This is a genomic window from Aeromonas sp. R5-4, from assembly GCF_040908215.1.
GTDB lineage: Bacteria > Pseudomonadota > Gammaproteobacteria > Enterobacterales > Aeromonadaceae > Aeromonas > Aeromonas veronii.
On record NZ_JBFODG010000029.1, the window covers coordinates 1 to 25,247 of the forward strand.

The following is a 25,247-nucleotide window of genomic DNA, read 5'->3' on the forward strand; positions in this document are numbered from 1 at the left end:
TCTTTACCGGTTAGTGTGCTGATATGGCTCAGTCGGTAGAGCGCATCCTTGGTAAGGATGAGGTCCCCAGTTCGATTCTGGGTATCAGCACCATTTTCAAGTTAGCTTTAAAAGCTTTTGCCTGACGGCAATAGCGCCGTGGAACCACCTGATCCCATGCCGAACTCAGAAGTGAAACGCGGTAGCGCCGATGGTAGTGTGGCATTCGCCATGCGAGAGTAGGACACTGTCAGGCACCTATTTAGAAGAGGCCTCCCATTCGGGAGGCCTTTTTGCATTTCTGCGTTCCAAAAATCTGTCATGCCGCCGGCATTTTAGTAAAAGTGCTGGGCTATCAAGGGATTGCCCGTTACTCTTTAGCCGTTACCGATTAACACGTGATGCTGCCAGCGAGGTATTGATGGCTACGTTGAAGGAAATTGCACAGGAAGCGGGGGTTTCTCTCGCCACGGTATCCCGGGTACTGAACGAGGATCCCAGCCTGAGCGTCAAGGAAGAGACCAAGCAGCGGATCTTCGAGATTGCCGAACGGCTGGAGTACAAGACCAGCAGCGCCCGCAAGGGGGTACACAAGAGCAAGCTGCACTTTCTGGTGGTCTATGCCTATCCCCAGAGTACCGAGGTCAACGACCCTTACTATCTCGCCATCCGTTATGGTATCGAGACCCAGAGTGCCCGCCTCAATATCGAGCTGACCCATCTCTACAACTGTGGTGAAGGGCGCGAACTGAGCACCGTGGATGGCATTCTGGTGGTCGGCACCCTCACAGCCGAGCGCCTAGCCCAACTCAGGGCTTGTTCCAGCCAGCTGGTGTTTGTCGACTGCCGTTCACAGGGAGAGTTCGACTCGGTTGATGTGGATCTCGCCCTGATCAGCCAGCAGGTCGTCGATTACTTCATCGCGCAGGGGCACCAGCGTATCGGTTATATCGGTGGCCAGGATGAGAATCCGGATCTGCGTGAACTGGCCTTCCGGGATTATGGCCAGCGGCTGGGGGTGGTGCAGGAGAGCGATCTCTATCGTGGGGACTTCTCCAGCGCTTCCGGCTACCAGTTGGCGAAGGAGATGCTGGCAGGGGATTGGCCCAAGGCGCTGTTTGTCGCCTCCGACTCCATCGCGATTGGTGTGTTGCGTGCCATTCATGAGAAGGGACTGGCGATTCCCCAGCAGATCGAGCTTATCAGCGTCAACGATATCCCGACCGCCAAGTTCACCTTCCCGCCGCTCTCCACGGTGCGGATCCACTCCGAGTTGATGGGCTCCCAGGGGGTCAATTTACTGGTTGAGCGGCTGCGAGATGAGCGGGATATTCCACTCCGGGTGTTGGTACCGAGCAAGTTGACCCTGCGTGGCACCACTCGCTGATTTTAGTAAAACATTCTGCTTTTTAGTCGCGCCATCTTGCGGTGGTGCGACTCCTCTCCCAAGTAAACTTATTTCCCATATCATCCCGTGACGTCATATCGTATTGTTTTGTAGTTGATTTTATTGCAGTTCAGCCAACGGCTATCAATATCTATGCCACTCATCCATATCTTGCCCTCCTTTATCTCCCGCTTCTGATCTCGCTCACAAAACCATCTGTTCATTGTGATCAGGTTAAAACTTTACCAATTCAAAGCTGATATTTAGTAAATTTTTATCTAGAGTTTACCCAGTTAACGTTGCCTTGTTCCGGGAGGACATGTGAATAACTGGGAAAACGTCCAATTCGTAGGTGAAAACAGGCTGGCCCCGCGCGCCTACTTCTTCTCTTATGCCGACCACGGGCTGGCGGCTACCATGCAGCGCGAGCTGAGCCGCCGTTTTCTGAGCCTTGGCGGCCAGTGGCAGTTCCACTACTTCGACCACCCCCTGCAGGTACCAGAGGCCTTCTATCACAGCCCCATGAGCGAGTGGGGCCAGATCACCGTGCCCAACATGTGGCAGATGGAAGGGCATGGCCAGCTGCAGTACACCGACGAAGGTTTTCCCTTCCCCATCGATGTGCCCTTCGTGCCGACCAACAACCCCACCGGCGCCTATCAGCGCAGCTTCACGCTGAGCCCTGCCTGGGACGGCGAGCAGGTGATCATCAAGTTTGACGGGGTGGAGACCTACTTCGAGGTCTATGTGAACGGCCACTACGTCGGCTTCAGCAAGGGCAGTCGTCTCACCGCCGAGTTCGATATCAGTGCCTACGCCAAGGTTGGCGAGAACCTGCTGTCAGTGCGGGTGATGCAGTGGGCCGACTCCACCTATATCGAAGATCAGGACATGTGGTGGATGGCGGGGATCTTCCGCGACGTCTATCTGGTGGGCAAACCGGCCGCCCATGTGCAGGACTTCTTCATCCGCACCGCGCTGGCCGATGACAATCAAAGCGCAACCCTGAGCTGCGATCTCCAGCTGGAAAATCTGGGGGCGCCCGCCCGTGATCACCGTCTGGTCTGGTCGCTGCTGGATCAGGGCCGCGAGATCGCCAGCGGCTCACTCGACCATCTCGCCATCGATGGCAAGTGTGACTGCCGCTTCATGCTGGATCTGGCCACCCCCCATCTGTGGAGCGCCGAAGACCCTTACCTCTATCAGCTGCAACTCTCCCTCTACAATGGTCAGGGTGAGCTGCTGGAAGTGATCCCGCAGCGGGTCGGGGTGCGTGAAATCAAGGTCAAGGATGGCCTCTTCTACGTCAACGGCCACTACCTCAAGCTGCACGGGGTGAACCGCCACGACAACGACCACCTCAAGAGCCGCGCGGTCGGCATGGATCGGGTGGAGCGCGATATCGTGCTGATGAAGCAGCACAACCTCAACTCGGTGCGCACCGCCCACTACCCGAATGACCCGCGCTTCTATGAGCTGTGCGACCAGTACGGCCTGTTCGTGATGGCGGAGACCGACGTGGAGACCCACGGTTTTGCCAACGTTGGCGATCTCAGCCGCATCACCGACGATCCCTTCTGGGAGCCGGTGTTCGTGGATCGCATCGAGCGCCATGTTCACGCCCAGAAGAATCACCCCTCCATCATCATCTGGTCGCTCGGCAACGAGTCCGGCTACGGCTGCAACATCAGAGCCATGTACCAGCGCTGCAAGGCGATCGACCCGACCCGGCTGGTGCACTACGAAGAGGATCGCGATGCCGAGGTGGTGGATGTGGTGAGCACCATGTATTCGCGCGTCTCCCAGATGAACTGCTTCGGCGAGTTCCCGATGGAGAAGCCGCGCATCCTCTGCGAATACGCCCACGCCATGGGTAACGGCCCGGGTGGCCTCAGCGAATATCAGCAGGTGTTCGACCGCCATCCCCACATTCAGGGCCACTACATCTGGGAGTGGTGCGATCACGGCATTCTGGATCAGGACGAGCAGGGGCGTGCCGTCTACAAGTACGGCGGCGACTACGGCGACTACCCCAACAACTACAACTTCTGCATGGATGGCCTCATCTATCCGGATCAGACCCCGGGGCCGGGCCTGCGCGAATACAAGCAGGTGATCTGCCCGGTCAAGGTGCGCGCGCTGGATCTGGCGAGCGGCAACCTGGAAGTGGAAAACCGCTACTGGTTCTCCACTCTCGACGATATCCGCCTGCTGGTCGAGGTGAAGGCCGAGGGCGAGCTGCTGGCCAGCCAGCAAATCCGGTTGGAAGGGGTGGCTCCCGGTGCCATCACCGAGTTGCAACTCGAGCTGCCCACGCTCGATGGGCGGGAAACCTTCGTCCAGCTGCGGGTCATCAAGGCCACCGCCACCCGTTACAGCGCGGCGGAGCACCAGCTGGGCCAGTACCAGTTCCAGCTGAAAGAGTCGACTCGCCAGCTGCAGCCCTTTGCCAATCCCAACGCTACTCCGTTGGATATCGCTGATGAGCGCCTCGCGCTGACCTTGAGCGGCAGCGGCTTTGCCCTGCGTTTCTCACGCCTCGACGGCAAGCTGGTGAGCTGGCTGCAGGATGGAAATGAGCTGATTGAGCGCTCGCCGCGCCTCACCTTCTTCAAGCCGATGATCGACAACCACAAGCAGGAGTACGAGAGCCTGTGGCACCCGAACCACCTGCAGATCATGCAGGAGCACTTCCGCACTCTGAGCTGGCGCCAGCTGGGTGAGGCGGTCGAGGTGACGGTCGAGAGCCTGATCGCGCCGCCGGTGTTCGACTTCGGTATGCGCTGTCGCTACGTCTACACCCTGAGCCCGAACGGTCAGCTGCACGTGGCGCTCTCCGGCCAGCCCTACGGCGGTTATGACGACATCATTCCCAAGATCGGCTTCGAGCTGGGTATTCGCCAGGATCTCGACCGGGTGCACTACTACGGCATGGGTCCGGGCGAGAACTATCAGGACAGCCGCCAGAGCAACTGGATCGACAGCTTCCAGAGCACAGTCAGCGAGATGTGGGAGCACTACCCCTTCCCGCAGGACAACGGCAACCGCCAGCAGGTGCGCTGGGCGACCCTGACCAACCGTCACGGCGCCGGTCTCTACGTGCGGCCTGATGCCCCCATCAACCTGAGCGTCTGGCCCTACAGCTGGGAGCATATCCACGCGGCGCAACACATCAACGAGCTGGAGCCAAGTGGTTATCTCACCCTCAATCTGGATCACAAGGTGCTGGGGCTCGGTTCCAACTCCTGGGGCTCCGAGGTGCTGGACTCCTGGCGGGTGCGCTTCGAGCCGTTCAGCTTCGGCCTGACCCTGCTGCCCATTGCCCGTGGCAACCTCAATCCGGCTGCGCTGGCCGGGCTCGATCTCACCATCAACGGCGGGAGGAACCTCGCATGATCACCCTGGACAACCTGACCCTGTTCAAAAACATCTACCGGGAGGGCAAGAAGTGGGGCCGCTGCGTGGAGGCCATCAACAACCTGCCGAACCTCAAGCCCGGCATCTGCCACTCCATCGGTGACTCCCTCACCTACCGCTTGCAGGAGGGGGCCAGCCCGGCCACCTCACTGTTCGAGGGGCAGCGCCGCTACTTCGACGTCCACTACTACCTGGAAGGAGCAGAGACGGTGGAGTGGGCCCCCAAATCGGAGCTGGCGGTCGAGCAGGCCTATGACGACACCACCGACCGCGAGTGGTTGGCAGGCGAGGTGCGTGAGCGCCAGCAGGTCGGCAATGGTCAGGTGGTGATCTTCGAGAACGACGAGGCCTACCGATTCGTCGGCGACAGCCCGGTGCGCAAGGTGATCATCAAGGTCACCGTCGAAGGCGGCTACTTCAAGAACAAATAACAAGCCGCCGGTTCTGCACTGACAAAGCCGGAAGGGCGGGGTTCACCCTACAACCCATACCCCGCCCTTTCGCGAGATAACTACAGGTCTGGAGATGCACCATGTCTGATTCCAAACGCAACACGATAGGCAAGTTTGGTCTGCTGTCGCTCACCTTCGCGGCGGTATTCAGCTTCAACAACGTCATCAACAACAACATCGAGATCGGTCTGGCCTCGGCCCCGATGTTCTTTCTGGCCACCATTTTTTACTTCATTCCGTTTTGCCTGATCATTGCGGAATTTGTGTCACTGAATAAGAACTCCGAAGCGGGCGTCTATGCCTGGGTGAAGAGTTCCCTCGGCGGGCGCTGGGCCTTTATCTCCGCCTACACCTATTGGTTCGTGAACCTCTTCTTCTTCACCTCGCTACTGCCGCGGGTCATCGCCTACGCCTCCTATGCCTTCCTCGGCTACGAGTACATTCTCACTCCGGTGGCGACCACGGCATTGAGCATGGTGCTGTTCGCCTTTGCCACCTACGTCTCCACCAACGGCGCCAAGATGCTCGGCCCCATCACCTCGGTGACCTCGTCCCTGATGCTGCTGCTGACCCTCTCCTACATACTGCTGGCAGGTGCGGCACTGGTGGGCGGCGTGCAACCGGCTGACCCCATCACGGTAGAGGCCATGGTCCCCGACTTCAGCTGGGCCTTCCTCGGCATCACTACCTGGATCTTTATGGCAGCCGGTGGCGCCGAGTCAGTGGCGGTCTACGTCAATGACGTGAAAGGGGGCTCCAAATCCTTCGTGAAGGTGATCATCGTCGCCGGGATCTTTATCGGGGTGCTCTACTCCATCGCATCGCTGTTGATCAACGTCTTCGTCCACAGCGACACACTGAAATACACCGGCGGCTCGGTGCAGGTGTTCGAGGGGCTGGCGGCTTACTTCGGTTTGCCGGAGAGCCTGATGAACCGCTTCGTCGGGCTGGTCTCCTTCACCGCCATGTTCGGCTCCCTGCTGATGTGGACGGCGACCCCGGTGAAGATCTTCTTCTCCGAAATCCCGGCCGGTATCTTCGGCAAGAAAACCGTCGAGCTGAACGAGAACGGCGTGCCCGCCCGTGCAGCCTGGATCCAGTACCTTATCGTGCTGCCGCTGATGGTGATCCCGACTCTGGGCTCCAACACCGCGCAGGATCTGATGAACACCGTTATCAACATGACCGCCGCCGCTTCCATGCTGCCGCCGCTGTTCATCATGCTGGCCTACCTCAATCTGCGTCTGAAGCTCGATCACCTGCCGCGGGATTTCAGGATGGGTTCGCGCACCACCGGCATCGCCGTGGTCTCGGTGCTGATCGCCATCTTCTCGGTGGGCTTCCTCGCCTCCACCTTCCCGACCGGCGCCGACATCATGACCATCATCTTCTACAACGTCGGCGGGATCGTGATTTTCCTCGGCTTCGCCTGGTGGAAATACAACAGATACGAAGTCTCCCTTAGCGCCGAAGCACGCGCGAAAGAGGCCCAGCCGACAGCGCAGGTTGCCATGCAGACGCCATAGCCACTGCATTGAATCCGAATAAAACCGGGTGGCCGTTGGCCACCCGCAAACCGTTGAACCAGAAAAGGAAAAGAGCATGAGCGAGACGATCGAGTTTGCCGAATTCAAACGGGTCGAGATGAAGGTGGGCAAGGTGTTGGAGGTGGTGCGCCACCCCGGTGCCGACAAACTCTACATCGTCCAGATCGACGTGGGTGGCGAGCGGCCGCTGCAGACCGTCACCAGTCTGGTGCCCTACTACAGCGAAGAGGAGCTGATGGGCAGCGAGGTGGTGGTACTGACCAACCTCAAGCCCACCAGGATGCGCGGTGAGCGTTCCGAGTGCATGTTGCTCTGCGCCGAGACCCCGGACGAGAGCCAGAGCGTGCTGTTGCAACCGCGGGTGCCGATGGCGCCGGGCACTCCGATCGTCTGAATGGTATTGCGAGCCGGTGCGGGAGACGGTACCGGTTCACCAACGAGGTCGTCCACGCGGCCCGATCATAACAAGAGAGTAAAGGGCGGGGCCGACAGACCCTTGCCGAACACATCACAGAGTTACAGCGTTACCCGCAGGGAGCGCAAGTCCACTGGAGGACACCATGTCTGAATCCGTACGCGGCACCATAGGCAAGTTTGCCCTGTTGTCGATGACCTTTGCCGCCGTGTTCAACGTGCGCAACATCGTCAACAACAACATCGAGCTGGGGCTCAGCTCCGCCCCCATCTTCCTGCTGGCGACCATCGTCTACTTCATCCCGTTCGTCTTCATCATCGCCGAGTTCGTCTCGGCCAATAAAAACTCCGAGTCGGGGATGTACGACTGGCTGAAAAAACCGCTCGGCACCCGGATGGCCTATCTGGGCTCTTTTCTTTACTGGTTCGTGAACCTGTTCTGGTTCGTCTCATTGCTGCCCAACGTCATCGCCTACGCCTCCTACGCCATGCTGGGCTATGAGTACAGTTTCTCCCCCATGGTCACCTCGATCATCTCCATCGTGCTGTTTGCGGCGGCGACCCATATCTCCACCAAGGGGGCGAGCTGGCTCGGCAAAATTGCCGAGATCGTGGCCTACGGGGTATTTGCCCTGTTCGCCATCTATGTGCTGGGCGCCCTGATGGCTCTGAGTGGCGATCATGTGCCGGCCCAGCCCATCACGCTGGCGGCGATGACTCCCACCGTCAACTGGGCGACGCTCGGTATCATGTGCTGGATCTTTCAGGCGGCGGGCGGTGCCGAGACGGCGGCGGCCTACCTCAATGACGTGAAGGGGGGCCAGAAGTCCTTCATCAAGGTGATCATCAGTGCCGGTATTGTCATCGGTGCCATGTATGCGGTCGGTTCCCTGCTGGTTAACGTGTTCGTGCCGCGCGAGAGCCTCACCTATGCCGGCGGCATGGTGGAGATCTTCACCGGCATGGCGCAGTACTTCGGTCTCTCCGAGGCGCTGGTTGGCCGCTTCGTCGGCGTGGTGCTGTTTATCGCCATGTTCGGCTCCATGATGATGTGGACCTCGGCGCCGGTGAAGATCCACTTCTCCGAGATCCCGAAGGGGGTTTACGGCGAGAAAACCACCCAGCTCAACGAGCACGGCGTGCCGGTGCGCGCCGCCTGGTGGCAGTTTGTCTTCGTGTTCGCGATGCTGGTGGTCAACGGCTTCGGCTCCGAGTCGGTGCAGCAGATGATGAACACTGCCATCAACCTCACCGCCGGTACCGCCATGCTGCCGCCGATCTTCATCATGGTGGCCTACTTCGTGTTTCGCTGGAAACATGACGACATCCCCCGTGACTTCCGCATGGGGTCGCGCAAGTTCGGGATGGGCGTGGTGTCGGTGCTGATCGCCATCTTCGTGGTGAGCATGAGTGCCTCCGCCTTCCCGGCCGGGGTGGATCTGGTGCGCGCCTTCTTCATCAACGTCTTTATGACCGCGGTCTTCTCGGCGCTGGCCTACTGGTGGATCTCCCGCTTCGAGAAGCGGCAGGCCGGCAAGCTCGCCGGCAATGAGAAGAAAACCGGCAACGGCACGCTGGCAAGCCAGCGCTGATCGGCTGAGTGAAAAAACGGAACGGGCGGCCTTGGTCGCCCGTTTTTTTATCCATTTTTAGCCGTTTGGGAGCTGTCAGGGCCGGTTTATCGTCAACTTTTGCTACTCGATATGGCGAAGGCGTTAAGCATTGATGAACAATTATTCGCCGCTCAACTTTGCGCCTCTCCGTTATCGGGGTAAGCTGGAGGTTCGTTTTAGCGGGAGGTGCCAGACATCTCCCGCTCTGTTTCTTGTCCTCCCCAATCCTGACTGTCGCCACGGCAGCAGGATGCCCTTCTGATGGAGACCTTTCGTGCGTCTGGATCCCTTTACTGTTGTGCTGATTGCGGTGGTCACCCTGGCCTCCCTCTTTCCCTGCGAGGGGCAGGTAGCCGTCTGGTTCGGTCTGCTGACCAAGCTGGCGGTGGCGCTCCTGTTCTTCATGCATGGCGCCAAGCTGTCGCGCCAGAACCTGCTGGCGGGCCTCGGTCACTGGCGGCTCCATCTGGTGGTGATGCTCAGCACCTTCGTGCTGTTTCCGCTGCTCGGGCTGCTGCTCACCCCGCTGGTACCGGGCTGGCTGAGCTCGGCCATCTACCTCGGCTTCCTCTATCTCTGCGCTTTGCCAGCCACCGTGCAGTCGGCCATTGCCTTCACCTCGATGGCGGGGGGCAATGTGTCGGCGGCGGTGTGCAGCGCCTCGGCCTCCAGCATCCTCGGGATCTTCCTCTCGCCGGTGCTGGTGGGGATGATGATCCACGTGCAGGGGGAGGGGATCGACACCTGGCACTCCATTCAGTCCATCATGATGCAGCTGATGCTGCCGTTCGTGGTAGGCCACCTGTCGCGCCCGCTCATCGGTCGCTGGGTCGATAGCCACCGCCCGCTCATCGGCAAGCTGGATCAGAGCTCCATCCTGCTGGTGGTCTACGTCGCCTTCAGCGAGGCGGTGGTGCAGGGGATTTGGCACCAGGTCGGCTGGTACGATCTGGCCAGTATCGTGCTGCTGAGCTGCGTCTTGCTGGCGCTGGTGCTCTGCTGGAACGTCTGGATCAGCCGTCGTCTCGGCTTCGACAAGGCGGACGAGATCACCATCGTTTTCTGCGGCTCCAAGAAGAGCCTCGCCAACGGGGTGCCGATGGCCAACGTCATGTTCCCGGCCGCCAGCGTCGGGGTGATGGTGCTGCCGCTGATGATCTTCCACCAGATCCAGCTGATGGTCTGCGCCGTGCTGGCGCGCCGCTATCACGAGCAGGGGCATTGATACTCGCGCCGTTTCTGCTGCCATAACAAGAGGGAGGCCCGTTGGCCTCCCTCTTTTCATCTATAAGCCGATCGGCGGATTAGCGTTTGCGCCAGACGGTCAGCTGCGCCACCGTGTGCTGGTATTTGCGGGCGGTCTCGCGGATGACGAAGGGCACATCCCGCGGCGGGCAGTGCTCCTCGAACTCAGCCGCCAGCAGCCGTTGCAGCGCCTGATAGGTGGTGAGCGCCTCGCCGTTTTCGCGAATGCCGCCGAGCCAGTTGGCGGGCGGGGTATATTCCGCCAGCCAGGTATAGGGGCTGGTGAGCACCAGCAGGCCACCGCTGCGCAGCCGCGGGGCGATATCCCGCAGGAAGCGGGCGGGCTCCCGCAGCCGGTCGATCAGGTTGGAGGCGAGCACCAGATCGTAGTGGTCATATTTGGGCTTGAGGTTGCAGGCATCCCCCTGACTGAAGTGGATGCGCTCAGCCTGACTTGCCCCCAGCCCGTGGCTCGACAGGCGTGCCTCGCAATACTCCACCAGTTCACCCTCCAGCGGAATGGCGTAGCGGAAGCTGTTCTGACTGGCGAGGGCCAGCGCCACATCGATGAAGCGGGCCGAGTAGTCCACCCCGTCCACATGCTGGAAGTGGCGGGCCAGTTCGAAGCTGGCGCGGCCGGTGGCGCAGCCGATATCCAGCGCCCGCTGGTGGTTGCTGCAGAGCTCGCCAGCAAGATCAGCAAGCGTCTTGGCGTAGTTGGCTACCCCGAAGTGGCTCGGGCCGTACTGGAAGTCGAGGTACTGAGCGACCAGCGTGTCGGTTTCATAGGGATTCACGATAACGGGTTCCTGATAACGGGAGACCAGATAGCGGAAACCCGCATGCTGGAAGAAGTGACGCCGGAAGGCGTAACGGGATGATTTGAGCGCTTCGTTACCTGTGCTGATCCAGCTGCCGCCCTTGATCAGGGTGTGCTTGCCATCAAAGGTGGGGGTGGAGAAGTCGTCGTAGAGCGGGTGGATTTTAAAGCCGTCGAAGCCATCGATGGCGGTGCTGGTCCACTGCCAGACATTGCCCACCAGATCGAAGAACTCCCCTTGCGGGCAGGCATCCACCGGGCAGGAGGAGGCGAAACGGGCCAGATTGATATTGCCGGGTGCCTCCGTCCAGTCCGGCTGATCGCCGGGTAGCTGCTCGCGCAGCAGCTGCCACTCTGCCTCGCTCGGCAGCTGGATGGGGAGCCCGGTCCGGGCCGCCTTCCAGCGACAGAAGGCAGCCGCCTCCAGCTGATTCACCTCGACTGGCCAGTCCCAGGGCATGGCGACCTGCTCGGTCATCAGCCGCAGCTGCAATTGTTCGGGCTCGGCGGGGTCACCCACCCAGAAGGTGGGCATCTGCGCCTTGGCGTACTGACACCAGCCCCACCCCTCCTCATCCCACCACTGTTGCTCGCTATAGCCGCCCGCCTGGACGAAGGCGAGGTACTCGGCATTGCTCACCAGCATGCGGCTGGCCTGAAACGGGGCCAGCTCGATATGGCGCTCGCCATATTCGTTGTCCCAGCCGTAGGTGGCGTCCCGCTTGCCAAGGCGCACCTTGCCGCCGGCCACCGGCAGCAGGCTGTTGGTGGGCACCTGCTCAATGCGGTGGCGGGCTTCGGTACAGGCGGGCCAATAAGGCTGCGGCCGCACCCAGGCGAGCGGCAACTGGCGGATCAGCACACTGGAGGTCTCGAGGTGGATGCGCTCGTGCTCTATCCCCATCAGGATCACCCAGGCCGGACTCTGCCAGTCGATGGGCAGGGTGAGCGGCATCTGGCGAATGAAGTCGCACACCAGCGAACGGACTTTGGCCCGATAGCTGCGCAGCTCGCTGACCTTGGGCCAGTCGTAGTGGGTCTCGTCCAGATCATCCCAGCTCATCTCGTCCACCCCGATGGCAACCATGGCCTCGATGCGGGCATCCAGCCGCTGATCGATCAGGCGTGCCGCCAGCAGCTTGTTGATAAAGAAGGCGGCGGTGTGGCCGTAGTAGAAGATGAGCGGGTGGCGTAGCGGGATCGCCTTGTTGAACCAGGCCCGCTCATCGGCCAGACAGTCGAACAGCGAGTCGTAGAGATCGAAGGTCTGGCAGAAGTAGGTGAGCAGCTCGCGCCGTTTCTGCTCGGGATCGCTGCCGGTCAGCAACGGGGTGCGAGTCGGCTCCGGCAGACCGGTGGCAGTGGAATAGAGAGGGCTTGCTTGGGTCACGCTCTGACTCCTTGTTGGCAGTGAAGACTGACAAGACAGTGGTAATGAGATTACCGCAATGGAGAGCTTGGTACGCACGAAGTACCACTATTGGCTCAACAGACCGGCAGGGCAATCAAAAACTTCCACGGGCTGTCAGCATAGTGACCGGCAGGACGACCCGCCAGCCAGCTCTCCACCTGCCTGTTAGGGGGGGGTCAAATTCGCCAAATGGTGGTCTAAATGGATCTTTTTGTGCGTATCACATCTTACTGTTGATTTTATTTTTATTGAAAATCATATAGTTATGGTCTGGCATGGCCATTGCTAACTGTGGTTTCATACGGCCTCTATTTTTGTGGTTTCGAACAGGGCCAGTCAGGTGGCTTATCAATAAATAAAAAGGAGAACAGTTATGCGGTGGATGATTGGCGTCTTGGTGGCGTTGGTGATGGGAGGTTGCAACGTCTTTGCCGACACCGAGATCAAGGGGGAAGGTGTCCCGGTCGAGCGCCAGCAGGCGCTGGGCGAGCGGGTGACCCGGGTGCTGGCGGGAACTCCAGCTACCCTCCATCTGGTGGCAGGGGAGCAGCGCGGCATCCTCATCAAGGGGCAGGCAAATCTCTTGCCCTATCTGGAGCTGACCGAGCGCGGCAGCAAGCTGGAGATCGAGGTAAAGGAGGGTTACCAGCTGCGGCCTACCGAACCGCTGGAGATCACCATCACCCTGCCAGAGCTCAGTGAAATGGCGCTGGCAGGTACCGGCAACGGCGATCTGAGCGGTTTCAAGGGTGAGGCGCTGGAGCTGTCAGTGGCGGGAACAGGTGGTATCGTCGCCAGCCAGCTGGAGGTACAGCGATTGAAAGGCAATATCGCTGGTGCAGGCAGCCTGGATCTGGGGAGCGGCTCTGCCGCCAGCATCGAGCTGAACATTGCCGGTGCTGGCGATGTGCTGGGCAGCGAAATGCGTGGCAACGAGGTCGAGGTCAATATCGCCGGCAGCGGTGATGTGGAGGTGCGGGCCCAGCAGACGCTCAAGATCGGCATCGCAGGCACTGGCAACATCACCTACTGGGGTGACCCCGAGGTGGAGCAGCAGATCGTGGGCTCCGGCGGAGTGACCCGAGCGGGCAGCTGAAGCCAACCGATCACCACAACTGAAACAGGCCCGTTATGGGCCTGTTTGATCAGAGGTGGTTGGCGTGAAAGCGCAGGTGCGCCTCGATAAAGCTCGCCACGAAGTAGTAGCTGTGGTCATAGCCCTCGTGGCGGTTGAGCTCCAGCGGCCACTCCTTGCTGGCGGCCACCTCGGCCAGCGCATCGATATGCAGCTGCTCGGCGAGGAAGGGATCATCGAGCCCCACATCCACCAAGGTTGGCAGCGGCGTGACTGGCTGGTGGCGCAGCAGTTGGCAGGCATCCCACTCCTGCCACAACAAGGGATTGCTGCCGAGATACGCCCCGAGCGCCTTCTGGCCCCAGGGGCAGCGGCTCGGGTGGCAGATCGGGCTGAACGCCGAGACCGAGCGGTAGCGACCCGGCTCCCGCAGCGCGGCGATCAGCGCCCCGTGACCGCCCATGGAGTGGCCGCTGATGGCGCGCCGAGTCGAGACCGGGAAGTGGGTCTCTATCAAGTCAGGCAGCTCGCGGGTGACGTAGTCATACATCTGGTAGTGCGCCTGCCAGGGGCTCTGGCTGGCATTGACGTAAAAACCTGCGCCCATGCCGAGGTCATAACCGGGATCGTCCGCTACGCCGTCGCCGCGGGGGCTGGTGTCCGGTGCCACCAGGGCGATGCCAAGCTCGGCGGCGATGCGCTGGGCACCCGCCTTCTGCATGAGGTTCTCATCGGTGCAGGTGAGGCCGCTGAGCCAGTAGAGCACGGGCACCTTCTGGCCGGTGAGGGCCTGGGGCGGCAGATAGATGGCAAAACTCATCTCGCAGCCGAGCACGCTGGCGTGGTGGCGATAGCGCTTATGCCAGCCGCCGAAGCTCTTGTTGCTGCTGATAATCTCCAGATTCATCGAAGGACTCCTGTACCCCGCCCACGATGGCGGGCGGGGCGATCATGCTCAGTAGTGGATGACGGTGCGGATGCTCTTGCCTTCATGCATCAGATCAAATGCCTCGTTGATCTGCTCCAGCGGCATGGTGTGGGTGATGAAGTCATCGAGGCGGAACTCGCCCTGCATGTAGCGCTGCACATAGCTCGGCAGTTCGCTGCGACCGCGTACCCCGCCGAAGGCGCTGCCGCGCCAGACCCGACCGGTCACCAGTTGGAACGGACGGGTGCTGATCTCCTGACCCGCTCCGGCGACGCCGATGATGACCGACTCACCCCAACCCTTGTGGCAGCACTCCAGCGCCGCACGCATCACCTTGACGTTGCCGATGCACTCGAAGGAGAAGTCGACGCCGCCGTCGGTCAGCTCGACGATCACCTCCTGAATCGGTTTGTCGTAGTCGTTCGGGTTGATGCAGTCGGTGGCGCCCAGCTTGCGGGCCAGTTCGAACTTGCTCTCGTTGATGTCGATGGCGATGATGCGACCGGCCTTGGCCAGACGAGCCCCGATCACCGCCGAGAGGCCGATGCCCCCCAGACCGAAGATGGCGACGCTCTCACCCTCCTTCACCTTGGCGGTGTTCATCACGGCGCCGATGCCGGTGGTGACGCCGCAGCCGAGCAGGCAGACCTCCTCCAGCGGGGCGGCCGGGTCCACCTTGGCGATGGAGATCTCCGGCAGTACCGTGTATTCGCTGAAGGTGGAGGTGCCCATGTAGTGATAGATGGGCTGGCCATCTTTCGAGAAACGGGTGGTGCCGTCCGGCATCAGCCCCTTGCCCTGAGTGGCGCGGATCTTCTGGCATAGGTTGGTCTTGCCGGATTTGCAGAACTTGCACTCGCCGCACTCGGGGGTGTAGAGCGGGATCACGTGATCGCCCACCTTGACGCTGGTGACGCCTTCGCCGACGGATTCGACGATGCCGCCCCCCTCGTGGCCGAGGATGCAGGGGAAGACCCCTTCCGGATCTTCACCGGAGAGGGTGAAGGCATCGGTGTGACAGACGCCGGTCGCGACGATGCGCACCCGCACCTCGCCCGCTTGCGGCGGCATGACTTCTACTTCTTCGATGGAGAGGGGCTGACCCGGGCCCCAGGCGATGGCGGCTTTACACTTGATGCTTTGAACCTGTGCCATGAATGACATCCTTCTTGTTGAGCAGGGTGAACAGAGATGAGTTCGGGCATTCAGTGTAGTTTCCCGCCGATTTGGTGATAATGAGGGCAAATCTCAAATCACTTTTACACACAGGTAATAATGTTCGGCTGGGAAGGGATCTGTGAATTTGTCAGCGTGGCGGAGCAGGGGGGCTTTACCCCGGCTGCGCGCAAGCTGGGAGTGTCGGTGGCGCAAGTCAGCCGTCAGGTGGCACAGCTGGAGGATCGGCTGCAGGCCAAGTTGCTGCTGCGCACCACCCGTCAGGTGCGGCTCACCGAGCTTGGCGAGATCTACTATCGCCACTGCCGTCAGCTGCTGGACAACCTCTACGAGGCGGAGTTGGCGGTGGGGCGCCATCAGGCGGTGCCGCAAGGGTCGCTGCGCATCACGGCGCCCGTCTCTTACGGCGAGAGCCGCATCGCCCCGCTGGTGAACGACTTCATGGTGCGTTTCCCCCAGCTGGAGGTGACCCTCAACCTCACCAACCAGCTGCTGGATCTGGTGCATGAGGGTTACGATCTGGCGCTGCGGCTCGGCCATCTCAAGGATTCGACGCTGGTGGCGCGCAAGCTGGCACAGCGGGTGCCCTATGTCTGCGCCTCACCGGCCTACACCGCCCGCCACGGTATTCCCAACAGTCTCTCCGAGCTGACCCGCCACACCTGTCTGGTGGGCAACAGCGACGAGTGGCACTTCACTCTGGATGGCCGCCCCCACAGCGTGCGGGTGCGCGGCCTGTTGCAGTGCAACAGCGGTCACGCCCTGCTGGATGCGGCTCTCAAGGGGATCGGCATCATCCAGCTGCCGGACTACTACGTGAGCGACCATCTGGCCCGGGGGGAGCTGATCGAGCTGCTGCCCGAACTGCGAGCGCCGGCGGAGGGGATCTGGGCCCTCTATCCCCACAACCGCCACCTCTCCCCCAAGGTGCGGCTGCTGGTGGACTATCTGGCCGAACGGCTGAGCGACCCTCACCAACCGGCGCTGGTGATGCCGATAGGCTAGGGGCTCCCCAGCCGTTGACTCACCGGCGGCGGGCGACAGGTGCGATGGCCGGAAAATAAAAGAGCCCTTGAGGAATCAAGGGCTCTTTTGCAGACAACAACCGGATAGTCAGCGACCCATCATTCGATGTTCTGGATCTGCTCGCGCATCTGCTCGATAAGGACTTTCAGCTCGACGGCGGACTGGGTCACTTCGGCGTTGATGGACTTGGAGCCGAGGGTGTTCGACTCGCGGTTGAACTCCTGCATCATAAAGTCGAGACGACGGCCGCAGGCGCCACCCTTCTTCATGATTTTGTTGGTTTCGCTGATGTGCATCTCCAGACGATCCAGCTCTTCGGCCACGTCGATCTTCTGGGCCAGCAGCACGATCTCCTGCTCGATGCGGGCCGGATCCAGCTCCACCTTGGCTTCGGCCAGACGGTCGGTGAGCTTCTGGCGCTGCCACTCGATGATCTGCGGCAGGTGGACGCGCACCTTCTTCACTTCCACCTGAATTCCAGCCAGACGCTGTTCGATCAGCGCCTTGAGGTTGGCCCCTTCGCTGGCGCGGGAGGCGAGGAAATCTTCCATGGTCTGGTCAAACCCGCCGAGCAGCTCGGTGGCGACCGCGTCCATGTCCTGCTCGGCGGCAGCCATGACGCCCGGCCAGCGCAGCACGTCGACCGGATTGAGCTGGCCCTGACCCGCCTCTTTCATTACCCAGCTGGCGCTGTCGATGATGAGCTTGGCCAGCTCTTCATTGATATGGAGCTGGCTGGCTGCGGCCTGAGCGGCCTCGAAGCGCAGGTTGCACTCCACCTTGCCGCGCTGCAGCTTGGCGCGGAAACGCTCACGCAGAACCGGCTCCAGGCTGCGCAGTTGCTCCGGCAGGCGAATGTAGGTCTCCAGATAACGCTGGTTGACCGAACGAATTTCCCAAACGGCTGTGCCCCAGTCGCCCTTGAGTTCCTTGCGGGCGTAGGCGGTCATGCTGTGAATCATTGATTGTTCCGGGCTTGATGAAGTGTGCGGCCAGTATACTCAGCCCGGCCCTGCTCGTCAGCCGATGCCGTGGTTTTAGCGGCTGATATTTGGGGCGGGATCACTTATAATCCCCCGCCAATTTGAGCCAGCCCAGAGGTCCGTTCCATGTCACGTCCAAGCGATCGCAGTGCCGCGCAACTTCGCCCGGTTACCATTACCCGCAATTTCACCAAACATGCAGAAGGCTCAGTGCTGGTGGAGTTCGGTAACACTCGCGTGCTCTGCACCGCCAGCGTCGACACCAGCGTTCCGCGCTTCCTGAAAGGGAAGAACCAGGGCTGGGTGACTGCCGAATACGGCATGCTGCCGCGCTCCACCCACTCCCGGATGAACCGCGAAGCGGCCTCCGGCAAGCAGAGTGGCCGTACTCTGGAGATCTCCCGTCTTATCGCCCGCTCCCTGCGCGCGGCGGTAGACCTGACTGCGCTGGGCGAGCACTCCATCACAGTTGACTGTGATGTGCTGCAAGCCGATGGCGGCACTCGCACCGCTTCCATTACCGGTGCCTGCGTGGCGCTGGTGGATGCGCTGAACTGGATGGTCGAGAAGGGCATGATCAAGCAGAGCCCGCTCAAGCAGATGATCGCCGCCGTCTCCGTCGGCATGTATCAGGGCGAAGCCATCTGCGATCTGGAGTACATCGAAGACTCCGCCGCCGAGACCGACATGAACGTGGTGATGACCGAAGATGGTCGCATCATCGAGGTGCAGGGCACCGCGGAGGCCGAGCCCTTCACCCATGAAGAGCTGCTGGATATGCTGGCGCTCGCCAAGGGCGGCATCGCCGACATCATTGCGCTGCAGAAGCAGTCGCTCTCCTGATTTTAAAAACGCGGCATTGACCGCGTTTTTTTATACCCCCACACAAGACAACGACAAGCCAAGCAAGGAGCCAGAATGAAAGCCTACCAGCGTCAATTTATCGAGTTCGCCCTGGAGAAACAGGTCCTCAAATTCGGTGAATTTACCCTGAAATCCGGTCGTAAAAGCCCCTACTTCTTCAACGCCGGTCTGTTCAACAGCGGCCGCGATCTGGCCCGTCTCGGCCGCTTCTATGCCGCCGCTCTGATGGATGCCGGTATCGAGTTTGATGTGCTGTTTGGCCCGGCCTACAAGGGGATCCCCATCGCCTCCGCTACCGCCGTGCAGCTGGTGGAGCAGCACGATGTGGACGTGCCCTGGTGCTTCAACCGCAAGGAGGCCAAGGATCACGGCGAGGGCGGCAATCTGGTGGGCAGCCCGCTCAAGGGGCGGATCATGCTGGTGGACGACGTCATCACCGCCGGTACCGCCATCCGCGAATCCATGGATCTGATCCAGGCCAACGGCGCCTCGCTGGCGGGCGTGCTGATCGCGCTGGACCGTCAGGAGAAGGGCAAGGGCGAGCTCTCCGCCATTCAGGAAGTGGAGCGTGACTACGGCGCCCACATCATCGCCATCATCCAGATGAGCGACTTGATCCAGTATCTGGAAGAGAAGCAGGCCGAACAGCCGGAGCTGGCAGCGCAACTGGCGGCCATGAAGGCTTACCGCGCTCAGTACGGTATCTGAGTTCCGCTCACACCGCGCAATAGCTGAATGCGGCGCCCGTTTGTTCTCTGGCAGCAAACGGGCGCCGTTTTTTCATCTGCAAAAAGTGGATCATGTGGCTTGAGGTTGCCCTTACAGTAAAGGTTAGGGTTTGCCAGTCGGCGTTTTGTGGTGCCGACGGGTTCCGGGGAGGAACAACATGACCACTCATCTTCAATCACCCATTCATCTGCAGTTGCCGCTCAGCGGCATGAGCTGCGCCAACTGCGCAGGCCGCATCGCGACCAGCCTCAACAAACTCGACGGGGTATCGGCCACCGTCAACTTCGCGCTGGAGCAGGCGGCCATCGAGCTGGCCAGCCCCGACCGTCTGCCAGTGGTGCTCGACAGCATCAAGAGTCAGGGTTACGACTACGGCAGCGAGACCTTTTTGTTTCAAATTACCGGTATGACTTGTGCAGGTTGTTCGGCTCGACTGAACAAGATGCTGGCCGCGCTGCCCGGCGTTATCTCGGCCGAGGTCAATTTCTCCATCGAACAGGCCCGGATCGTGCTGGTCCCCGGGATGCAGACCCCGGCCGCTTTGCGCGAGCAGCTCGAGGCGCTCGGCTTTGGCGCCCAGCTGGCGCAAGGCTCGGCCAGCGGCCGCCGCCAGCAGTTGCTGGAGCGGGAAGCGCAGGAGGCCGCCACTGCCCGTCAGGCGCAAACCCGGGTCATCGTCTCGGCTTTGCTCACCTTGCCGCTGCTGGTGGGGATGCTGGCCATGGCTGGACTGTTCCCCTGGCATCTGCCCGCCTGGCTGGAGCTGGTGCTCGCCACCCCGGTGCAGTTCTGGATCGGGGCCCGTTTCTATCGCGGCGCCTGGCTCGCCATCAAGAACCGCGCAGCCAATATGGATGTACTGGTGGCCACCGGCACCAGTGCGGCCTACTTCTACAGCCTCTATCTGCTGCTGACGTTGGGGATGGCCGCCAGCGGCAAGCTCTACTTCGAAGCTAGCGCCATCATCATTACCCTGATTTCGTTGGGAAAACTGCTGGAGGCGAGAGCCCGCCGCAGCACCCAGTCCGCCATTCGCGAACTGATGGCGCTGCGGCCGGAAACAGCCACCGTCTGGCGTGGCGAGAGCTGGCAGAGCGTCGCCATCGACGAGGTGCTGCGTGGCGATCGGCTGCGGGTGCTGGTGGGTGAGCGGGTGCCGGTCGATGGCAGAATCGTGAGCGGCGCCAGCGAGCTGGACGAATCGATCCTCACCGGTGAGAGCCTGCCGGTGCCGCGCAGTGTGGGCGACAAGGTGCTGGGCGGTGCCATCAACCGCTCTGGCGTGCTGGAGATCGAAGCCACTACGGTGGGGGAGGATTCCAGCCTCAGCAAGATCATCGCGCTGGTGGAGAGTGCCCAGATGGGCAAGGCACCGCTGCAGCAGCTGGTGGACAAGGTCTCCGCCGTGTTCGTGCCGGTGGTGATGACCATCGCCCTGTTCACCCTGCTGGTGTGGTACGCCATCAGCAACGACTTCGCTCAGGCGCTGCTGGCTGCGGTGGCGGTACTGGTGATCGCCTGTCCCTGCGCGCTGGGGCTGGCGACCCCTGCCGCCATCGTCACCGGCACCGGGGTGGCGGCCCGTCACGGCATCCTGATCAAGGATGTAGATACCCTGCAGAAGGCCCACGCCATCAAGGCGCTTATCTTCGACAAGACCGGCACGCTCACTCAGGGCAGGCCCGTGCTGGCGAGCTGGAGCGGCAACGACGAGCAACTCCGCCTCGCCGCCGCCCTGCAGCAGGCGAGCGAACACCCGCTGGCGCTGGCCATGCGCGAGGCGGTCGACAAGGAGGTTACGCTGCCCCAGCCGGAGGCGGTGGAGGTGCGGGTCGGTGCCGGTATTGTCGGTCAGGTCGCCGGTCATACGGTCGCCATCGGCAATGGCTCTTTGCTGGCCCAGCTCGGTATTGAGGTGCCCGCGCAGGATAAACAGCCTGCCGACGGCGCGACCCGGGTCTGGGTGGCCATCGACGGCGTGGTAGCGGGCATTGCGGCGCTGGCCGATACCCTGCGCCCCGAGAGTCCGGATGCCATCGCCACCCTGCGCCAGCGCGGCATCGCCAGCTGGCTGGTGAGCGGCGATGCACCGGCGCCGGTGGCCCATATCGCCGCCAAGCTGGGGCTGGACGGGGCCTTCGACTCCGTACTGCCAGCCGGCAAGGTGGAGAAGGTCGCGGCGCTGCGGGCGCAAACCCGCGGGCTGGTGGCCATGGTGGGGGACGGGGTAAACGATGCCCCGGCGCTGGCGGCGGCGGACGTCGGCATCGCCATGGGCTCCGGCTCCGATGTGGCGATGGAGACCGCCGCCATCACCCTGATGCGATCCGACCCGCGGCTGGTGGCCGATGCCATCGACATCTCGGCGGCGACCTGGCGCACCATACAGCAGAATCTGTTCTGGGCCTTCGTGTTCAACATCATCGGCATTCCGCTGGCGGCGCTGGGCTACCTCAGCCCCGAGCTGGCGGGGGCGGCCATGGCCCTGAGCAGCATTACCGTTTTGAGCAATTCCCTGTTATTGAAACGCTGGCAGCCCAGGGCGGCGCACGGGCCAGCATCCAACCCGATCAGTAAGGAGGCATAAATGAACATCAGCAAGGTTGCCAAGGCCACAGGGCTGACCGCCAAGACCATCCGTTATTACGAGAGCATTGGCCTCATCACAGCCCCGGTACGCAGTGACAACGGCTATCGGAGTTACACCGAGGGGGCGTTGCGCGAGCTGCGTTTCGTCAAGCGGGCGCGGGAGACCGGCTTCAATCTGGAGGAGTGTCAGGAACTGCTGGCGCTCTATCGGGACGAACACAGAACCAGCGCCCAGGTGAAGAAGCTGGCGCAGGAGAAGATCGTCGATCTGCGGGCCCGCATTGCCGGTTTGCAGGCCATGCTTACCTCCCTGGAAGGGTTGGTTTGCTGCTGTCACGGGGATGAAAATCCCGAGTGCCCGATCCTCGACGAATTGGAGAAGGGGTGAGCAAAGACTCACCTGCCAGCGCAGAAGAAATCGATATTGATTGATTAACTTCTTAATAAGCGGCGCTTTATTGTTGCGGGTCAGGGGGTAATGGTAGACTGCTCGGCTCTTGTACAGGAGTACTCAGTTGACCCAGAGTGTGACACGCCAGGTTAAGCAGGCCATTATGGCCCAGCTCTATACCCATGCATCGTTCAGTCTCCCCTGTTTGGGCGTGTTGGCATTTGGCTGGAGTCTGCTGTTTCACGACTATTTACCCGCCATCGAAGCGCTCGGTTGGCTGGCAGGCACTTTCTTGTGGCTGCTGGGTCGGGGCTGGCACTTGCGCTGGCGCCGAGCCCGCCTGCACCAGACGCCGTTGCCGGTGCTGGAGCGGGAGCTCTTTATCGGAGCCACCATCACCTCCATCATCTGGGCCCTCGGGGTGCTGCTCTACATGGACAAGCTGCCCGATACCTACCGGGCCGCCATGATGATGCTCTCCAGCCTCATTCTTACCGGCAGCGCCATCATGCTGTTTGGCAGCCGCCGTACCCTCTATGGTTCTGCCCTGCCGCTGGGCATGGCGATGCTGTTCGAGCTTGGCAATGGCAACGAGCAGGAGCGGATTGTCTCCTGCATGCTGGCGGGCTATCTGTTTGTCTTTCTGCCGACCCTGTTGCGCCGGATGCGGCGGGATCAGATCGCCTCGCTCCATCACCGTTTCTCCAACGCCGAGCTGGTGGCCGAGCTGAAGGCGGTCTCCGAGCATTTGCGTCTCACCTCCCGCCTCGACGGCCTGACCGGCATCGCCAACCGCGCCCATCTCGACGACTCTCTGGAGCGGGCCTGGCGGCGCTGTCACCGCGCCCGGGCGCCGTTGTCGCTGGTGCTGGTGGATGTGGATTACTTCAAGCAGTTCAACGATCTCTACGGCCATCAGCTGGGGGATGACTGCTTGCAACAGGTGGCGGGGCTGCTGGCCGAGGTGGAGCGGCGCGAGGACGATCTGGCGGCCCGTTACGGTGGCGAAGAGTTTGCCTTGCTGCTGCCCTGCACCGGCATGCAGGGGGCACTGCAGGTGGCCGACAATGTGCGGCAGGCGCTCAAGGAGCTGGCCATCCCGCACCAGAAGTCACTGGTCTCCGGTCGGGTCACATGTAGTTTTGGTGTTGCGACACTGATACCGGACAACAGCATGAAAATCGCCGATTTGATCCAAAAAGCGGATGCGGCACTCTATCAGGCCAAGCATAATGGGCGGGATCGAATCGAAGTAGCCTTGATGGGTAAGGTTGCCTGAATTTAACGTGACAGATTAAAGAGGTTGTCTATGCAATGTCATCGTATCGAAGAGCTGCTGGAGTTGTTGCAGCCTGCCTGGATCAAGGAACAGGATCTCAGCCTGGTGCAGTTTGTTGCCAAACTGGCCCAAGAAGCGGGATTTGAAGGGCCTCTGTCCGAGCTGACCGACGACATGCTGATCTATCACCTCAAAATGCGGGAATCCGACAAGCAGGCGATGATCCCCGGTCTGGCCAAGGATCATGTGCCCGATTTCAAAGAGGCGTTGCTCAAGGCTCGCGGAATCAAGTGAATCTTTAGCGGAAGCGCATCACCTCGTGGTGATGCGCTTTTTTGTTGCCGAAAATTGCGATCCAACCCCAATATTAGATACATCTAATCCACACAATTAGCATGCTGTTTAAGATATAATCCGCTCCATAACAAATAAGGGAGCGATGTCTTGCAATGGCCGACCACGATAAAATCGATATCAAGGACGTCACCGACAAGGGCGTAACCGGGACCTTCAACCCCAATACGTTCAAAGCCAGCGACGACAGATTCAACCCGGGCAACCGCATCTATGTGCGGGCCCAGAAAGGGTATTGGCAGCGGATGCGCAAGGCCATGGGCTGGTTCTTTGTGGCGCTGTTCGTGCTGCTGCCCTGGCTGCGTTACGACGGGCGACAGGCGGTGCTGTTCGACCTCGGTCACCAGCAGTTCCATATCTTTGGCGCCACCATCTGGCCGCAGGATCTGACCCTGCTCGCCTGGCTCTTCATGATCGCCGCCTTCGGACTCTTCTTTATTACCACCTTCCTCGGTCGGGTCTGGTGTGGCTATCTCTGCCCACAGACGGTCTGGACCTTCATGTTCATCTGGTTTGAAGAGAAGCTGGAAGGGCCCGCCAACAAACGGCGCAAGCTGGACGAGGCGCCCTGGAGCGGCGAGAAGCTGGCCCGCAAGGGGGCCAAGCATCTGGCCTGGCTGGCGATCTCGCTGGTGACCGGTCTGACCTTCGTCGCCTACTTCCAGGATGTGATTGAACTGGTGCCAGACCTCTTCACTCTGCAGGCCAGCGGATGGGTGCTGTTCTGGGTGATCTTCTTCACCATCATCACCTACGGCAATGCAGGCTGGATGCGCGCCATCATGTGTATCCACATGTGCCCCTATGCCCGCTTCCAGTCCGCCATGTTCGACAAGGACACCTTCATCGTCGGCTATGACACCAAGCGTGGCGAGACCCGTGGCGCCCGCTCCCGCAAGGCAGATCCCAAGGCGATGGGGCTGGGCGACTGTATCGACTGCGATCTCTGCGTGCAGGTCTGCCCGACCGGTATCGATATCCGCGACGGCCTGCAGTACGAGTGCATCAACTGCGGCGCCTGCGTCGATGCCTGCGACCAAACCATGGAGCGGATGGGCTACCCGAAAGGGCTCATCAGCTACACCACAGAGCACAAGCTGGCCAACGACTCGACCCATGTGGCGCGGCCCAAGCTGATTGGTTACGGGCTGGTGATGGCGGTGATGCTGGGGGTATTTGTCTACAACGCCATGTCCATCATGCCGATGGGGCTCGATATCCTGCGGGATCGCAACCAGCTGTTCCGTGAAAACAGCGAGGGGCTGATTGAGAACACCTACACCCTCAAGATCCTCAACAAGACCCTGCAGTCCCAGACCTACCAGCTGGATGTGGAGGGCTTGCCTGAGTATCAGTGGTTCGGCCCCCGTAAAGTGACCCTGAAGGCGGGTGAGATCTACACCCTGCCGGTCAGTCTGGCGGTCGATCCCTACAACCTGAAACGGCCGGCGCTGGATATCCAGTTCGTGCTGAAACGGGAGGGGGCGGCGCCCGATGACAGCAAGGGCAACCTGCGCCAGGGCAGCAAGTTTATCAGCCGGTTGTAACTGCGTGTGGCTGCGGGCCGG

20 protein-coding genes, 1 tRNA gene and 1 rRNA gene are annotated in these 25,247 nt (G+C 61.1%); 18 read left to right on the forward strand and 4 right to left on the reverse strand.

Annotation, left to right across the window (positions count from 1 at the left end; translation table 11 throughout):
- Positions 1-17 precede the first annotated feature (17 nt).
- From AB5Y83_RS14675 to AB5Y83_RS14715, 9 genes are all read left to right on the forward strand, one after another.
- Positions 18-93: transfer RNA gene (locus AB5Y83_RS14675), tRNA-Thr, on the forward strand.
- A gap of 27 nt (positions 94-120) precedes the next feature.
- Positions 121-235: ribosomal RNA gene (gene rrf / locus AB5Y83_RS14680) — 5S ribosomal RNA — on the forward strand.
- Positions 236-400: 165 nt separating this feature from the next.
- Positions 401-1,366: a transcriptional regulator EbgR gene (ebgR, locus tag AB5Y83_RS14685; protein ID WP_368175411.1), complete on the forward strand. Its 966-nt coding sequence runs from the start codon at positions 401-403 to the stop codon at positions 1,364-1,366.
- Positions 1,367-1,687: 321 nt separating this feature from the next.
- Positions 1,688-4,762 (forward strand): beta-galactosidase subunit alpha, encoded by a 3,075-nt coding sequence (gene ebgA / locus AB5Y83_RS14690; RefSeq protein ID WP_368175412.1) that lies wholly within the window; start codon positions 1,688-1,690, stop codon positions 4,760-4,762.
- Positions 4,759-5,214, forward strand: a complete 456-nt coding sequence (locus AB5Y83_RS14695) for a beta-galactosidase subunit beta (protein ID WP_194759672.1) — start codon at positions 4,759-4,761, stop codon at positions 5,212-5,214. Before ebgA ends, AB5Y83_RS14695 begins: the two co-directional genes overlap by 4 nt.
- Before the next feature lie 101 nt (positions 5,215-5,315).
- The gene (locus AB5Y83_RS14700; RefSeq protein ID WP_245132218.1) at positions 5,316-6,761 is read left to right on the forward strand and encodes an amino acid permease; all 1,446 of its coding nucleotides are present in this window, start codon (positions 5,316-5,318) and stop codon (positions 6,759-6,761) included.
- Between the two features lie 76 nt (positions 6,762-6,837).
- On the forward strand, positions 6,838-7,176 hold the full coding sequence (locus tag AB5Y83_RS14705) for a tRNA-binding protein (RefSeq protein ID WP_026080427.1): 339 nt from the start codon (positions 6,838-6,840) through the stop codon (positions 7,174-7,176).
- A gap of 166 nt (positions 7,177-7,342) precedes the next feature.
- A complete protein-coding gene (locus AB5Y83_RS14710; RefSeq protein WP_245132220.1) occupies positions 7,343-8,788 on the forward strand; it encodes an amino acid permease in 1,446 nt (481 codons plus the stop codon).
- A 295-nt stretch (positions 8,789-9,083) separates the two neighbouring features.
- The gene (locus AB5Y83_RS14715; protein ID WP_368175413.1) at positions 9,084-10,034 is read left to right on the forward strand and encodes a bile acid:sodium symporter family protein; all 951 of its coding nucleotides are present in this window, start codon (positions 9,084-9,086) and stop codon (positions 10,032-10,034) included.
- Between the two features lie 79 nt (positions 10,035-10,113).
- On the opposite strand, the gene ovoA is transcribed toward AB5Y83_RS14715, so the two are convergent.
- Entirely contained in the window at positions 10,114-12,264 is a 2,151-nt protein-coding gene (ovoA, locus tag AB5Y83_RS14720) for a 5-histidylcysteine sulfoxide synthase (protein WP_368175414.1), read from the reverse strand.
- 394 nt (positions 12,265-12,658) lie between these two features.
- Between ovoA and AB5Y83_RS14725 the strand changes: the two genes are divergently transcribed.
- Positions 12,659-13,381 carry a head GIN domain-containing protein gene (locus AB5Y83_RS14725; protein ID WP_115522876.1) on the forward strand — a complete coding sequence of 241 codons (723 nt, stop codon included), beginning with the start codon at positions 12,659-12,661 and terminating at the stop codon, positions 13,379-13,381.
- Between the two features lie 49 nt (positions 13,382-13,430).
- On the opposite strand, the gene fghA is transcribed toward AB5Y83_RS14725, so the two are convergent.
- Together fghA and AB5Y83_RS14735 are read right to left on the reverse strand one after the other, a co-directional pair.
- Positions 13,431-14,267 carry an S-formylglutathione hydrolase gene (gene fghA / locus AB5Y83_RS14730; RefSeq protein ID WP_368175415.1) on the reverse strand — a complete coding sequence of 279 codons (837 nt, stop codon included), beginning with the start codon at positions 14,265-14,267 and terminating at the stop codon, positions 13,431-13,433.
- A gap of 48 nt (positions 14,268-14,315) precedes the next feature.
- Positions 14,316-15,443, reverse strand: a complete 1,128-nt coding sequence (locus AB5Y83_RS14735) for an S-(hydroxymethyl)glutathione dehydrogenase/class III alcohol dehydrogenase (protein ID WP_058056263.1) — start codon at positions 15,441-15,443, stop codon at positions 14,316-14,318.
- Between the two features lie 120 nt (positions 15,444-15,563).
- Here AB5Y83_RS14735 and AB5Y83_RS14740 point away from each other — a divergent pair, with 120 nt between their 5' ends.
- Positions 15,564-16,469 (forward strand): LysR substrate-binding domain-containing protein, encoded by a 906-nt coding sequence (locus AB5Y83_RS14740; protein ID WP_041209462.1) that lies wholly within the window; start codon positions 15,564-15,566, stop codon positions 16,467-16,469.
- Between the two features lie 119 nt (positions 16,470-16,588).
- On the opposite strand, the gene AB5Y83_RS14745 is transcribed toward AB5Y83_RS14740, so the two are convergent.
- Positions 16,589-17,452, reverse strand: a complete 864-nt coding sequence (locus AB5Y83_RS14745) for a YicC/YloC family endoribonuclease (RefSeq protein WP_042031958.1) — start codon at positions 17,450-17,452, stop codon at positions 16,589-16,591.
- Between the two features lie 147 nt (positions 17,453-17,599).
- Here AB5Y83_RS14745 and rph point away from each other — a divergent pair, with 147 nt between their 5' ends.
- From rph to ccoG, 7 genes are all read left to right on the forward strand, one after another.
- Positions 17,600-18,316: a ribonuclease PH gene (gene rph, locus AB5Y83_RS14750; RefSeq protein WP_368175416.1), complete on the forward strand. Its 717-nt coding sequence runs from the start codon at positions 17,600-17,602 to the stop codon at positions 18,314-18,316.
- A 75-nt stretch (positions 18,317-18,391) separates the two neighbouring features.
- Complete coding sequence (pyrE, locus tag AB5Y83_RS14755) at positions 18,392-19,045, forward strand: orotate phosphoribosyltransferase (protein WP_010676102.1); 654 nt, start codon at positions 18,392-18,394, stop codon at positions 19,043-19,045.
- Between the two features lie 178 nt (positions 19,046-19,223).
- The gene (locus AB5Y83_RS14760; RefSeq protein WP_368175417.1) at positions 19,224-21,653 is read left to right on the forward strand and encodes a heavy metal translocating P-type ATPase; all 2,430 of its coding nucleotides are present in this window, start codon (positions 19,224-19,226) and stop codon (positions 21,651-21,653) included.
- Complete coding sequence (gene cueR, locus AB5Y83_RS14765; RefSeq protein WP_005356117.1) at positions 21,654-22,043, forward strand: Cu(I)-responsive transcriptional regulator; 390 nt, start codon at positions 21,654-21,656, stop codon at positions 22,041-22,043.
- A gap of 127 nt (positions 22,044-22,170) precedes the next feature.
- Positions 22,171-23,325: a GGDEF domain-containing protein gene (locus tag AB5Y83_RS14770; protein WP_005339596.1), complete on the forward strand. Its 1,155-nt coding sequence runs from the start codon at positions 22,171-22,173 to the stop codon at positions 23,323-23,325.
- Between the two features lie 30 nt (positions 23,326-23,355).
- The gene (locus AB5Y83_RS14775; protein WP_005339598.1) at positions 23,356-23,619 is read left to right on the forward strand and encodes a YihD family protein; all 264 of its coding nucleotides are present in this window, start codon (positions 23,356-23,358) and stop codon (positions 23,617-23,619) included.
- A 155-nt stretch (positions 23,620-23,774) separates the two neighbouring features.
- Positions 23,775-25,226, forward strand: coding sequence for a cytochrome c oxidase accessory protein CcoG (gene ccoG / locus AB5Y83_RS14780; protein ID WP_368175418.1), 1,452 nt, complete (start codon positions 23,775-23,777; stop codon positions 25,224-25,226).
- Positions 25,227-25,247 lie beyond the last annotated feature (21 nt).

Excerpts from the sequence above, each read along its gene's own strand:
- ebgR (WP_368175411.1), top strand. The coding sequence starts at position 401 with ATGGCTACGTTGAAGGAAATTGCACAGGAAGCGGGGGTTTCTCTCGCC.
- AB5Y83_RS14695 (WP_194759672.1), top strand. The coding sequence starts at position 4,759 with ATGATCACCCTGGACAACCTGACCCTGTTCAAAAACATCTACCGGGAG.
- AB5Y83_RS14700 (WP_245132218.1), top strand. The coding sequence starts at position 5,316 with ATGTCTGATTCCAAACGCAACACGATAGGCAAGTTTGGTCTGCTGTCG.
- AB5Y83_RS14705 (WP_026080427.1), top strand. The coding sequence starts at position 6,838 with ATGAGCGAGACGATCGAGTTTGCCGAATTCAAACGGGTCGAGATGAAG.
- AB5Y83_RS14710 (WP_245132220.1), top strand. The coding sequence starts at position 7,343 with ATGTCTGAATCCGTACGCGGCACCATAGGCAAGTTTGCCCTGTTGTCG.
- AB5Y83_RS14725 (WP_115522876.1), top strand. The coding sequence starts at position 12,659 with ATGCGGTGGATGATTGGCGTCTTGGTGGCGTTGGTGATGGGAGGTTGC.
- fghA (WP_368175415.1), bottom strand. The coding sequence starts at position 14,267 with ATGAATCTGGAGATTATCAGCAGCAACAAGAGCTTCGGCGGCTGGCAT.
- AB5Y83_RS14735 (WP_058056263.1), bottom strand. The coding sequence starts at position 15,443 with ATGGCACAGGTTCAAAGCATCAAGTGTAAAGCCGCCATCGCCTGGGGC.
- AB5Y83_RS14740 (WP_041209462.1), top strand. The coding sequence starts at position 15,564 with ATGTTCGGCTGGGAAGGGATCTGTGAATTTGTCAGCGTGGCGGAGCAG.
- AB5Y83_RS14745 (WP_042031958.1), bottom strand. The coding sequence starts at position 17,452 with ATGATTCACAGCATGACCGCCTACGCCCGCAAGGAACTCAAGGGCGAC.
- rph (WP_368175416.1), top strand. The coding sequence starts at position 17,600 with ATGTCACGTCCAAGCGATCGCAGTGCCGCGCAACTTCGCCCGGTTACC.
- pyrE (WP_010676102.1), top strand. The coding sequence starts at position 18,392 with ATGAAAGCCTACCAGCGTCAATTTATCGAGTTCGCCCTGGAGAAACAG.
- AB5Y83_RS14760 (WP_368175417.1), top strand. The coding sequence starts at position 19,224 with ATGACCACTCATCTTCAATCACCCATTCATCTGCAGTTGCCGCTCAGC.
- cueR (WP_005356117.1), top strand. The coding sequence starts at position 21,654 with ATGAACATCAGCAAGGTTGCCAAGGCCACAGGGCTGACCGCCAAGACC.
- AB5Y83_RS14775 (WP_005339598.1), top strand. The coding sequence starts at position 23,356 with ATGCAATGTCATCGTATCGAAGAGCTGCTGGAGTTGTTGCAGCCTGCC.
- ccoG (WP_368175418.1), top strand. The coding sequence starts at position 23,775 with ATGGCCGACCACGATAAAATCGATATCAAGGACGTCACCGACAAGGGC.